This is a genomic window from Candidatus Accumulibacter vicinus (genome assembly GCF_000584955.1).
GTDB classification, from domain to species: domain Bacteria; phylum Pseudomonadota; class Gammaproteobacteria; order Burkholderiales; family Rhodocyclaceae; genus Accumulibacter; species Accumulibacter vicinus.
This window is the reverse complement of sequence record NZ_JDSS02000024.1, coordinates 278602-290257: the sequence shown is the minus strand read 5'-3', so window position 1 is coordinate 290257 and position 11656 is coordinate 278602. Positions and strand designations below refer to the sequence as shown.

Below are 11656 nucleotides of genomic sequence, written 5' to 3'. Positions count from 1 at the left end.
AGGCTCGCGTAGATGATCAACACGAGGTAAGCCAGCGCCAGATACCGCGACAGCCGCAACAGACGCGCGGGTGGCGGCGCAGGGGATTCGTCGGCTCTGGCAGAAGCTGAGGGTGACGGTCGCGGGGTTTTCTCCATCAAGTCACCGCCAAGCGTTGAAAATCCGCAATTCTAGCGCCTTGTATGGAAAAAGCGCTGGTCCGGGTGCAGGTTGACTTTGCCCTCTCAGGCAATGGACGGGGAATCAATCGGTTGCTTTGCCCGCGGAACATTGTCCCGGAGAGTCTGGATTCATTCCGCACGCAACGCATCGACAGCGTTCAGCCGCGCTGCGCGCCGGGCCGGCAACACGCCGGCGAGCAGGCCAATCGCGATCGCGATGTTTTCGGCGAGGATGATGAAACTGAGTGGCGTATGCACCGGCAGCGCTGGCAGCAGCAGGTGCAGCAACTGTGCGACCCCGACGCCGAGGAGCAGTCCGAACAGCCCGCCGAGCGCGGAGAGCACGACGGCCTCGCCAAGAAACAGGCCGAGGATGGTGCGACGTGGTGCCCCGAGAGCGACCAGCAGGCCGATTTCGCCGGTACGTTCGGAGACCGCGATGGTCATGATGGTGACGATGCCCACGCCGCCGACGAGCAGCGAAATGCTGCCTAGTGCACCAACCGCCACGGTCAGGACATCGAGGATGTTCGACAGCGTCCGCAGCATGTCTTCCTGTGTCGTAATGGTGAAATCCTCGCGTCCGTGACGTGCCGTCAGTGTTGCCTTGACCAGTGCGCTGACGCCGGCGGCCGGCACCCCTTCCTCGTATGACAGGTCGATCTTCATCAGACCATCGCGGTTGTAGAGTTCGAGCGCGCGGGCCGTCGGGATGTAGGCGGCGTCGTCGAGATCGATGCCGAGAAATTGCCCTTTGGCCTCGAGGATACCGATGACACGAAAGGTCAGGCCGCCAACGCGTACCCGTGCACCCAGGGGGTTGTCGGTTCCAAACAATTCTTCCTTGAGCTTCGCACCGAGAACGATGAAGGCGCGCGCGTGATCGGCATCCTCGGCCGGCAGGAACTGGCCGCTGCTGACCCGGATGCTGAACACCTTGAGCATTTCGGCGCTGACCCCGTTGACGGTGGTGCGGCGCAGGCGGCCGTTGGCATTGACCTCGGTGTTGCCCCATACAGTTGCGGTCATGCCCGTGATATGCGGCAGACGTCCGAGGGCTCGGGCATCCTCCAGCGTCAGCGGCCGCACCGAGGTCGGGATGCCGGTCGGGGCGGGGCCTGAGGTCTTGACCCTGCCCGGCGCCACGCTGATCACATTGGTGCCGAACTGCGTGAATTCGGCCAGAACAAAACGATGGATCCCTTCTCCGATCGAGGTCAGCAGGATTACGGCGGCGATCCCGACGGCGATCCCGAGGAGGGTCAGAAAGCTGCGCAGGCGGTGTGCAGTGATGGCACGCAAGGCGAGTCGCAGTCCGTCACCAGGGCGAATCATGCCTGCTGCAGCTCAGCGTTTCGACAGCGACTGGACGGGATCGAGCCGCGCTGCCCGCCGCGCTGGCAGCACACCAAACAGGATGCCGGTGGCAAGCGCGGTGCCGAGTCCGGCCAGTACCGCCCAGTCTGGCGGAAAGGCAGGAAATTCGGGATAGAGCTGGCGGATGATCGCCGCCATGGCCAGCCCAAGCACGCAGCCGAGCAGGGCGCCTGTCACCGACAACATCGCCGCCTCGGTCAGAAAGGCGTTGCGGATCGTTGCGCCAGTGGCACCGAGTGCCTTGAGCAGGCCGATTTCCGTGGTGCGCTGGGTGACCGAGACGAGCATCACGTTCATCACCAGGATGCCGGCAACCGCCAGGCTGATCGCTGCAATGCCGGCAACGGCGATGGTCATGGTTCCGAGCAGGCGGTCGAAGGTGGCGAGGACGGCGTCCTGGGTGATGATCGTGACGTCCTGTTCGCCCTCGTGGCGGAGTTGGATGATTTCAGCCAACTGCGCCTTGGCCAGGTCGATGCTGTCCCGGCTGCTGGCCTCGACGAGGATGCGGAACAGGGTGTTGCTGTTGAACATTGCTTGCGCCAGCGACACCGGTACGATCACCAACTCGTCGGTATTCATGCCTAGCCCCTGGCCGGTCGACGCGAGAACGCCGACGACCCGGAAACGCCGGTCACCGATGCGTACCATCTGGCCGAGCGCTTCCTCGCGAGCGAACATTTCATCGCGTATCTTGGCTCCGATGATGGCTTCGGATACGCCCCGCCGCCAGTCGCCCTGTGGCAGGAAGCGCCCTTGCGCGAGCGTCAGGCGGCGCACCTCGATGAATTCGGGAGTGGTTCCGGCAACCATCACTTCGCGCAGCTTGCCGCCGACGCTGATCTCGGAAGTGCCGACCGCCAGCGGCGCGACGCGGTGCACGGCACTGGCGCGCCGCAGTGCCTGGGCATCGTCGATCGTCAGGTCGCGTGGCGTGCTGGTGATGGCATTACCGGGGTTGAAGCCGCCGGTTTGCGAGCGGCCGGGCAGTACGATCACCAGATTGCTGCCGATCGACGAGAATTGGTTCAACACGTAGCGGCGTGCGCCATCGCCGAGTGCCGTCAACACCACCACGGCGGCGACGCCGATGGCCATTGCCAGCACCAGGAGAAAGGTGCGCAGCGGGTTACCGGTGGCCGCGTCGCGGGCGAAACGGATCAGGTCGGGAGCACGCATGCGTCAGTCAACTCCTGGGGGCTGCGCCATCGATCCTGTTCCAGGACGCCATCCGCCATCAACAATTGGCGCCGCGCGCGCGCGCCGAGGCGACCATCGTGGGTGACGACGATCAGCGTGACGCCCTGGTCGTTGAGTCCTTCGAGCAGACGGATCACTTCTTCGCCGGTGCTGCGATCGAGGTTGCCGGTCGGTTCGTCAGCGAGGATCAACGCCGGCTGCATGATCGTCGCACGGGCAATTGCGACGCGCTGGCGCTGTCCACCCGAGAGCTGATCCGGACGATGGCTGGCGCGGTTCTCCAGGCCGTAGTCTTGCAGCGCGCGGGCGACGCGCTCGGCACGCCGCAGAGGGGCGATGCCCGCCAGTGTCATCGGCAGCGCGATGTTTTCAGCGGCGGTGAGGCGTGGCACCAGATGAAAGCTCTGAAAGACGAAGCCGATGCGCTCGCTGCGCACGCGTGCCTGTTCTTTGGCGGAGAGTGTGGTGACATCGCAGCCCGCGAGACGATAAGTCCCGGCATTCGGGCGGTCGAGCAGGCCGAGCAGGTTGAGCAGCGTCGATTTGCCCGAGCCGGATGGACCCATCACGGCCACGTATTCGCCAGCCGAGATGCGGACGTCGAGATGGCGCAAGGCGTGCACTTCGCTGTCGCCGAGGTGAAAAACCCGCTCGATTCCGGAGAGTTCGATCAGCGCCGCGCTCATCAATTACTTGCCGGTTGCTGCCGGCCTGGTTTCGACCGAGTAATGCGCACCGGCCTTGACGCCTGCACGCTCGAGCGAGGTCACCACACGTTCGCCGGTCGCCAAGCCTTCGATGACCTCGGTGAACTCCCAGTTGGCGAGGCCGGTCCTTATCCGGCGTTCATGGAGCGTGCCATCTGCGTCCGCGACCAGAACCCGGCTGCCTTCGAACAGCGCCGGGGTGGGAACGCGCACGGCCTGATCGCGAACCGCCAAAATCACTTCGACATCGGCGCTATAGCCGACCAGCAGCTTGCCGGGTGCGCTCGGATCATCGAGGGTAGCCTCGATATCGACGGTACGTGCCTGTTTTTCAACGGCTGAGACATACGGTGCGACGCGCCTGACCCGGCCTGGAAAGGACTGACGCGGCAGCGCGTCGAGACTGATGCGAACCGGTTGCCCCGCGCTGATCCTGGGTGCATCGACTTCGTCCATCGGGGCCTTGACGTACAGGCAGGAATCGTCGATCAGGTCAATCGCTGGTGGTGTCGGCACGCCGGGAGGCGATGGCGTCGAGAACTCACCGACCTCGCCGACAATCTTGGCGATGGTACCGGCAAATGGCGCATAGAGTACCGTCCGCCGCTGCTCGACGCGCGTCAGGTTGACCCTGGTTTCGGCTTGTGCCAAGTCGGCGCGGGCGGCCTCGCAGCCGGCACGCCGGGCGAGCGCTTCGGTACGCGCGCTGTCCTCCCTGGCGCCCGAGACAAAACCTTGGGCGTGCAGTGCCGATTGCCGTTCAGCTTCGCGTTCGGCGTTGGTGGCTACGGCGCAGGCCTCGTTGATGCGGTGGCGGGCAGTCGCGACCTGCGCGATGGCCAATGCGCTCTGCGCCTGCTGGTCGTCGTTCCACAGCTTCATCAGCAGTTGGCCCTTGTTGACGCGGTCTCCCTCCTTGACCGCCAAAGTCTCGATGCGGCCACCGGTAATCGTCGATAGCCGGGTGCGCTGACAGGCTTCAATCGTTCCGGCGCGGGTATTGGCGATCGTCGATTCAACCAGGCCGAGCTCGATTTCCTTGAGCACCACGGCAACCGGTTTGGGGCGGTTTGCCCACCAGATACCGGCCGCAATCAGCAGCAATACCAGAAGCGCGATCAGCAGGCGGCGGAACAGGGGCGACAGCATGGCAAGACTCAAGGTTGGGAAGCGAACGCGGTCACAAGGCAGTCTGGGGGGCGCCTAAAGCGTCGGGCTGGCAAACTTGAGGCCTTGTGTTACAGGCGCAGCATCGGCGATAGCTCAGGGCCAGTCCTTCGGCAGCGGGGCGACCACGGTGAACATCAGTGCCGCAGCGCCCAGAATGTCGAGTTCACCGTAAACGTACTTGTTGAACCGGTAGCCTATGCTGGGCACGAATCCCGGTGAGAAGCCCTTGTAGTTCAGCGGTACCTTGTCCTCGTACTCACCGACATAACCGTAAAGGAGACCCGCTGTCCACTGCAGGTACCAGTTCTCGAAGCCGAAGGGATCGACGTAGCGCTGCCCGGCGTAGAGGTAGGTGCTTGGCTGCCCGAAGGAGTTGGTGAACACGACTCCACCGGCAAACCAGCGCCTTTCCAGTGCTTTGTTGAGGCCCAGCATGACCACCGGTTTGTGGTCCTTGTCGGGATTGTAATGGACCGTGTATGGGCTGAACAGCAAATCCCAGCCCCCGGCCTCGACCCCTCGTTTCGAGTCCTGGCGCGCAGCACTTCGCTCGGCAATGACTGCAGTCGAGGGGGGCGTGGGAGGCTCGACTTTGGCCTCCGCAGGTTTTTGTGCCGGCCTCTCCGGCAGTATTTCTGCCGTGGCGATCGGCGTCACCTTGGTCACGGGCTTGGTTGCGGTAGGCAGCGGCGCAGCAGACCCTCTGCTTGGCGCGGCACCGGTCGTTCTGGATGATTCGGCGGAGGGTTGCAACGTCGTGCCCGGTCTGCCGGTATCGCTGCCTGACGCGCTGAGGTTGAGTTCCCGCAGTCTGGACAGCTTGGACTTCGTCAGTTTGTTGGCAGGATCAAGTTGCAGCGCCTGGCCATAAGACTCGCTGGCAAGCCTGGCGTAGACGTCACCGAGGTTTTCGCGGGCGATCGCATAGCCCGGATCCGTCCGGATCGCCATCTCGAGTGCAGTACGAGCTTTGTCGTACTGCTTCTCGCGGGCATACAGAACCGCCAGGTTGTTGTAGGGCTCCGGCAGTTCCGGATGGTCCTCGTTGAGCTCGCTGAACACGACAAAGGCTTCGCTCGGACGGCCCATTTCCACGAGGATCAGTCCCTTCAGGAATCGTCCCTGTGCTTCTCTCGGCCGGCTTGCAATATAGGCATCAACCTTGGCGAGGGCCTCTGCCGGCTGCCCCTGTTTCAATAGACGCTGCGCCTCAGAGATCTCGTCGGCAATCGCCGGGGCGACTGTGCAGGCCAGGAGCAAGCCGGCCATCAAGACAGGAAAGGGCGCCCGTAAAGGCTTGGGAGAGTTCGAGCGCATGGTTATGGTTTGCCTTGCCGCGGTTGGGTGTCACTTAACCGGTCGATTCTAACATCTTGATTGACCGATTGCCGAGCGTCCCTGGCCGGTGCTCAGACCAGCAACTCGACACTGGCGGGATGTCCGAGAAAGGCCTGCGGGCTGGCCGTAATCCCATAGGCGCCTGACTGGAAGATCACGACCAGATCTCCGGCTTGTGCTGTGGCCAGCGCCATCCGGTCAGCCAGCAGGTCGAGTGGCGTGCACAACGGACCCACCACCGATACCGTTTCAAGTTCGGTCGGCGTCATCCGGTTGCCAATGGCGACGGGGTAGTTCTTGCGGATCACCTGGCCGAAATTGCCCGATGCGGAGAGATGGTGGTGCAGTCCGCCGTCGCAGACAAGAAAGGTATGACCGCGCGAAACCTTGCGATCGACGATGCGGGCAACGTAGATGCCGGCCTCCCCCACCAGATAACGCCCCAGTTCGATGACCAGCTCGGCTGCCGGCAATTCATGGCCGGCGCGTTTGACGATTTCGGCGAGATTGGCACCGATCGGCGCCAGGTCGAGCGGCTGCTCACCCGGGAAGTAGGGGATGCCAAACCCGCCGCCGAGGTTGAGGAAACGGACCGGTGACGGTGCAGACTGCGCCAGGCGCAACGCCAGCTCATAGCTCTTGCCCTGCGCTTCGACGATGGCTTCCGGTCTGAGGTTCTGTGAGCCGGCAAAGAGGTGGAAGCCTTCAAAGGCCAGACCGCTGCGGCCAACCTCGGCCAGGAGTTCGGGGACTTGTTCGGCGTCCACACCAAATTGCTTGGCGCCGCCGCCCATCTTCATTCCCGAGCTCTTGAGTTCGAAGTCGGGATTGACGCGCACGGCAATGCGTGCCGTGTAACCCGTCGCATCGCCAATCGCGGCCAGTTCCTCAACCTCACGAAACGATTCGATATTGATCAGGATGCCGGCCGCGACCGCCTGTTGCAACTCGCTGCGTCGTTTGCCCGGACCGGCAAAGCTGATGTCGCGCGGATTGGCCCCGGCGTTGAGCGCGACCTGTAGTTCACCGGCCGATGCCACGTCGATGCCATCGACCAGGCCGGCCATATGGCAGACTAACGCCGGCATCGGGTTGGCCTTCATCGCATAGTGCAGTTTCAGGGTCGCCGGTAGTGCAGCCCGCAGTTCGCCGACTCGTTGCGTGAGCAAGTGCCGGTCGTAAACGTAAAAAGGCGTTTGCCCGACACGCGCGGCGAGTCGCGACAGCGGCAGGCCGCCGACGACGAGCTCGCCATCCCGTACCGGAAACGGATTGAGCACTGCATGCACCGGGGATGTCCGTTTATTCACCTGCCGCCACCTCCATCGCGAGAAACTCGCTGGCCAGCGCCTTGCGGTCGATCTTGCCGTTGGGGTTGCGCGGCAAGGGGCCTGGCCGCACGATGATGCTCGCCGGCACCATGTACGCGGGCATGCGGTTACGGCAGTCGGCGAGCAGGGCGGTGGTATCGAGGCTGTCGCCAGCGGCGGGCGTGGCAATCACCTGGATGGCCTGCCCGAGCGTTTCGTGATCGACGCCAAAGGCAATGCATTCGCCGACCAGGCGAGTGGCGTAGATCACTTCCTCGACCTCGGTGGGGCTGACCCGGTAGCCTGACGTTTTCATCATTTCGTCGCGGCGACCGATGAAATAGAGAAAACCCTCTTCATCCCTGCGCACGGTGTCACCCGAGAACACGGCGATTTCGGGCAGCACCAGGCCGGCATCGCGACCCGGCGTGTTCGTGGGAAGCGGTTTGTAGCGCTCAGTGGTCTTTTCGTGGTCGTTCCAGTAACCCATGCCCACCAGCGCCCCACGATGGACGAGTTCGCCTGGTTCGTTGGCTGCGCAGGACGAGCCATCTTCGCGCAGGACGAGAATTTCGGCATTTGGGATGGCCTTGCCGATTGAATCCGGGCGTCGGTCCACCTCGTCCGGCGGCAGATAGGTCGAGCGGAAGGCTTCCGTCAATCCATACATCAGATAGGGCTTGCTCGCTGGCAGGCGCGCACGCAAGGCGGCCAGCGTTTCGCGTGGCATGCGCCCACCGGTATTGGCGAAATAACGCAGGTGTTCGTTGATGGTCGCTGGCCAGGCGAGTTGCGAGAGCTGGATGTAAAGCGGTGGCACTGCAGTCAGTCCGGTCACTCTTTCGTTGGCCAGTGCCTTGAGCACATCCTGGGGCAGGAGGTAATTGAGCAGCACGACGCGCGCACCGGCGTGGAATGCCGTCGTCAACTGGCTGAAGCCGGCATCGAAAGAGAGTGGCAGGGCAGCCAGCAGCGTGTCGGCAGCGTTGTTTTCGAGATAGCTCGCGACGCTCCTGGCGCCGGCGACCATATTGCGGTGCGAGAGAACCACCCCTTTCGGTTTGCCTGTACTCCCCGAGGTGTAGAGGATGGCCGCCATGTCGGTATCGATGACCCGGTGGCCGGCGTCAGCAGTTGCCTGCAGCAGATCGTTCCAGCCCAGGTAGGCGAGTGGGCCGGTACTCGCCGGCAGGGAGTCGGCGTTGACCAGGATGACGTGCCGCAGATCATGGCATGCAGAGAGCGCTGCAGTCAGCAGCGACAGGCGTTCGGGCGAGGTGACGAGCGCCCGCACATTGCAGTCGCGCATGATGTAGGCCACCTGGTCGGCCTTGAGCAGGGGGTTCAGCGGTACGAAGACGCAGCCGGCGGCAGTGGCGCCAAAACTGGCAACGACGGTTTCCAGCCGCTTCTCGAGGTAGATCGCCACCCGTTCGCCGCGTTGCAGGCCGAGGGCGATGAGACCGCTGACGAAACCGGCGATGGCTTGCTGGAGCTTTAAGTAGCTCATCGACTGTTTGCCGTAGGTCAGCGCGACGGCGTCCGGTTGGCGATTTGCCGAGTTCGCGATCAGTTCAGGGAGCAGGCTTGCGTCAGTCATTCTTATTCAGGTGGGCCGGGTCAAGTGGATGGGGACGGATTTTAACAAGCTCTCGTGGTTTCGGGGTTGCTGGCGTAAGCAGGAAGTAAGTATTGATCATTATGATTCGCTGGAAGTCATGATAAGTGACTCGATTGTGGGAACTTTTTGAGGAGGAGACAATAGTGAGCGAAGACGTCGTTGCACGGATTGAGGCCAATCCGAAGTATCACGATCTGGTACATAAGCGCAATTCATTCGGCTATATCCTGTCGGTCTTGATGATCATTGCCTACTACGGCTACATCCTGTTGATTGCTTTCAACAAGGAATGGCTGGCTGGCAAGCTGGGTGCCGGGATGGTCACGTCGATCGGAATTCCGCTGGGGGTAGGCGTGATCATCTTCACGATCGTCCTGACCAACATCTATGTTCGCCGTGCCAACACCGAATTTGACGATCTCAATGCCGAGATCCTCAGGGAGGCGAACAAGAGATGAGCAGCCAATCCACACGCAACATTTTCGGCCTGACCTTGGGCCTGCTTGCTGCCGGCGGCGTTTTCGCGGCGGGTGCCGACCTTGGCAATACCACGAAGCAGGCCACCAACTGGGTAGCGATTGCGATGTTCGTCGTCTTCGTCGTGATTACCCTGGGGATCACCCGCTGGGCCGCGATGAAAACGAAGACGGCGGCCGACTTCTATACCGCCGGCGGCGGCATTACCGGCTTTCAGAACGGTCTGGCGATTGCCGGCGACTACATGTCCGCAGCATCGTTCCTCGGCATCTCCGGTCTGGTCTTCGCCAACGGCTTTGACGGGCTGATCTTTTCGATCGGCTGGCTGGTCGGCTGGCCGGTGATCACCTTCCTGATGGCCGAGCGGCTGCGCAACCTGGGCAAGTTCACCTTTGCCGATGTGGCTTCCTATCGCTTCGCACAAACGCCGACGCGGACCTTTGCCGCGGTCGGCACGCTGGTCGTCGTGGCTTTCTACATGATCGCCCAGATGGTCGGTGCCGGTCAGCTGATCAAGGTGCTGTTCGGCCTCGAGTACGTCTACGCGGTGATGATCGTCGGTCTTCTGATGATGTGTTACGTACTCTTTGGCGGCATGACGGCCACCACCTGGGTGCAGATCATCAAGGCCATCATGCTGCTCTCCGGTGCCACCTTCATGGCGCTGGCCGTGCTCTGGCAGTTCAACTTCAACCCCGAGGCGCTGTTTGCCAAGGCCGTCGAAGTACACACCAAGCACGACGCGATCATGTCTCCGGGGGTGCTGATCAAGGATCCGGTCTCCGCGATTTCGGTCGGCATGGCGTTGATGTTCGGAACGGCGGGTCTGCCGCACATCCTGATGCGTTTCTTTACCGTTCCGAGTGCCAAGGAGGCACGCAAGTCGGTCGGTTGGGCGACCACCTGGATCGGCTACTTCTACATCCTGACCTTCATCATCGGCTTTGGCGCCATCGTCATGCTGACGCAGGACCCGGCATCCTACTACGTGCCGAAGATGGTCGATGGTGTGCAAGCGGTCGGACCGGACGGCAAGCTGGTCTGGGATGGCCTGCGGGGCGGCGGCAACATGGCGGCCATCCACCTGTCGAATGCCGTCGGTGGCAACGTCTTCCTCGGCTTCATCTCGGCGGTGGCTTTCGCGACCATCCTGGCGGTGGTTTCCGGCCTGACACTGTCGGGCGCTTCGGCGGTGTCGCACGACCTCTACGCGACGGTGTTCAAGAAGGGCAAGGCCGACTCGGCGCACGAACTGCGGGTTTCCAAGATGACCACGGTCTGCCTCGGGGTCGTTGCGGTTGGTCTCGGGATCGCGTTCGAGAAGGAAAATGTGGCCTATATGGTGATGCTGGCCTTCGTCATCGCGTGTTCGGCGAACTTCCCGATCCTCTTCATGTCGGTGCTCTGGAAGGACTGCACGACCAAAGGTGCCGTGACCGGTGGCATCGTCGGCCTGGTCAGCTCGGTTGTCCTGACCATCATGTCGGCATCGGTGTGGGAAGCCGTCCTGAAGAATCCCAAAGGCAGCGCGTGGTTCCCGTACTCTTCACCGGCCATCTTCTCGATGACCGCGGCGTTCGTGGTGATCTATGTGGTTTCCAAGCTGGACAATAGCAAGCAGGCTCAGCTCGAGCGTTCGCTTTATCCGGCGCAGAAGGTTCGTTCGGAAACCGGGTTTGGCTCTTCCTCGGCCTCGGGTCACTAAGGGCTAAGTAGTATCCGGATCGGCAAACGGCTCGGGAGTCACCGCACTCCCGGGCCGTTTTTGCTTCATTCCACAGCGGCACCTCTGGATGGCTTGGCGCGCTGGGGAGTATTGGCCGGATAACCGGCGGCGTCGAGCAACTCGTTCCAGGTGGCAGGGGCAAACCCGCGCGCGCTTTGCCGGCCGACGCTGATGCTCGGTAACAGGGATTCTCCGCCGAGTTGACGACCGAGTTCGGCGATTTCTTCTTCGCTGGTGAGCATCTTTTCAGTGAAAGGAACGCCGCGACCATTGAGCAGACTGCGTGCTTGCTTGCAGGTGACGCAACCCGTGTTGGTATACAAGATGACCGGGAATTTCTCGCTTGCCTGGCGAACCGCATAGGGCAACTGCTGTTCATCCACTCCGGTCGTGCTTGAATATTTCATGACCTGACGGGCTCCCGGCGGCGGTGGCAGGTCAGAGATGATGGTGCCGCCGCTTTTCGGATCGATCCAGCGATAGGTCGTCTCGGCGCTGGCCGTGCCGGTGATCAGCAGCACGATGGCGGTGGCGCGGCCAAGGCGCCGGGCGGTGGTGGTGAGCATGTT

General features: G+C 62.5%; 10 protein-coding genes. 2 read left to right on the top strand and 8 right to left on the bottom strand.

All coding sequences use genetic code 11. The features are described from left to right. Positions 1-290: 290 nt before the first annotated feature. The 7 genes from CAPSK01_RS11915 to CAPSK01_RS11885 all read right to left on the bottom strand — a co-directional run bounded on the left by CAPSK01_RS11915 (position 291) and on the right by CAPSK01_RS11885 (position 8863). Complete coding sequence (locus tag CAPSK01_RS11915) at positions 291-1496, bottom strand: ABC transporter permease (RefSeq protein ID WP_273703569.1); 1206 nt, start codon at positions 1494-1496, stop codon at positions 291-293. A 12-nt stretch (positions 1497-1508) separates the two neighbouring features. After that, positions 1509-2717 carry an ABC transporter permease gene (locus tag CAPSK01_RS11910; RefSeq protein WP_034926571.1) on the bottom strand — a complete coding sequence of 403 codons (1209 nt, stop codon included), beginning with the start codon at positions 2715-2717 and terminating at the stop codon, positions 1509-1511. Next, positions 2699-3424, bottom strand: coding sequence for an ABC transporter ATP-binding protein (locus CAPSK01_RS11905; protein WP_034926569.1), 726 nt, complete (start codon positions 3422-3424; stop codon positions 2699-2701). Before CAPSK01_RS11905 ends, CAPSK01_RS11910 begins: the two co-directional genes overlap by 19 nt. 3 nt (positions 3425-3427) lie before the next feature. After that, positions 3428-4594, bottom strand: a complete 1167-nt coding sequence (locus CAPSK01_RS11900) for an efflux RND transporter periplasmic adaptor subunit (RefSeq protein WP_034926566.1) — start codon at positions 4592-4594, stop codon at positions 3428-3430. 114 nt (positions 4595-4708) lie between these two features. Then, complete coding sequence (locus CAPSK01_RS22795) at positions 4709-5932, bottom strand: tetratricopeptide repeat protein (protein ID WP_273703568.1); 1224 nt, start codon at positions 5930-5932, stop codon at positions 4709-4711. A 92-nt stretch (positions 5933-6024) separates the two neighbouring features. Beyond that, positions 6025-7263: a pyridoxal-dependent decarboxylase, exosortase A system-associated gene (locus CAPSK01_RS11890; protein WP_034926563.1), complete on the bottom strand. Its 1239-nt coding sequence runs from the start codon at positions 7261-7263 to the stop codon at positions 6025-6027. Continuing rightward, positions 7256-8863 (bottom strand): acyl-CoA ligase (AMP-forming), exosortase A system-associated, encoded by a 1608-nt coding sequence (locus CAPSK01_RS11885; protein ID WP_034926560.1) that lies wholly within the window; start codon positions 8861-8863, stop codon positions 7256-7258. Before CAPSK01_RS11885 ends, CAPSK01_RS11890 begins: the two co-directional genes overlap by 8 nt. Before the next feature lie 164 nt (positions 8864-9027). Between CAPSK01_RS11885 and CAPSK01_RS11880 the strand changes: the two genes are divergently transcribed. Both CAPSK01_RS11880 and CAPSK01_RS11875 read left to right on the top strand, forming a co-directional pair. Next, the gene (locus CAPSK01_RS11880) at positions 9028-9342 is read left to right on the top strand and encodes a DUF485 domain-containing protein (protein ID WP_034926557.1); all 315 of its coding nucleotides are present in this window, start codon (positions 9028-9030) and stop codon (positions 9340-9342) included. Then, positions 9339-11066: a cation acetate symporter gene (locus tag CAPSK01_RS11875; RefSeq protein ID WP_034926555.1), complete on the top strand. Its 1728-nt coding sequence runs from the start codon at positions 9339-9341 to the stop codon at positions 11064-11066. The genes CAPSK01_RS11880 and CAPSK01_RS11875 overlap by 4 nt, the downstream gene beginning before the upstream one ends. Before the next feature lie 65 nt (positions 11067-11131). On the opposite strand, the gene CAPSK01_RS11870 is transcribed toward CAPSK01_RS11875, so the two are convergent. Then, positions 11132-11653, bottom strand: coding sequence for a glutaredoxin domain-containing protein (locus tag CAPSK01_RS11870; RefSeq protein WP_273703567.1), 522 nt, complete (start codon positions 11651-11653; stop codon positions 11132-11134). Between the last annotated feature and the right edge of the window lie 3 nt (positions 11654-11656).

What these genes read in the sequence shown, in the direction of transcription:
- CAPSK01_RS11915 (WP_273703569.1), bottom strand. Translation starts at nt 1,496, where the DNA reads ATGATTCGCCCTGGTGACGGACTGCGACTCGCCTTGCGTGCCATCACT.
- CAPSK01_RS11910 (WP_034926571.1), bottom strand. Translation starts at nt 2,717, where the DNA reads ATGCGTGCTCCCGACCTGATCCGTTTCGCCCGCGACGCGGCCACCGGT.
- CAPSK01_RS11905 (WP_034926569.1), bottom strand. Translation starts at nt 3,424, where the DNA reads ATGAGCGCGGCGCTGATCGAACTCTCCGGAATCGAGCGGGTTTTTCAC.
- CAPSK01_RS11900 (WP_034926566.1), bottom strand. Translation starts at nt 4,594, where the DNA reads ATGCTGTCGCCCCTGTTCCGCCGCCTGCTGATCGCGCTTCTGGTATTG.
- CAPSK01_RS22795 (WP_273703568.1), bottom strand. Translation starts at nt 5,932, where the DNA reads ATGCGCTCGAACTCTCCCAAGCCTTTACGGGCGCCCTTTCCTGTCTTG.
- CAPSK01_RS11885 (WP_034926560.1), bottom strand. Translation starts at nt 8,863, where the DNA reads ATGACTGACGCAAGCCTGCTCCCTGAACTGATCGCGAACTCGGCAAAT.
- CAPSK01_RS11875 (WP_034926555.1), top strand. Translation starts at nt 9,339, where the DNA reads ATGAGCAGCCAATCCACACGCAACATTTTCGGCCTGACCTTGGGCCTG.
- CAPSK01_RS11870 (WP_273703567.1), bottom strand. Translation starts at nt 11,653, where the DNA reads ATGCTCACCACCACCGCCCGGCGCCTTGGCCGCGCCACCGCCATCGTG.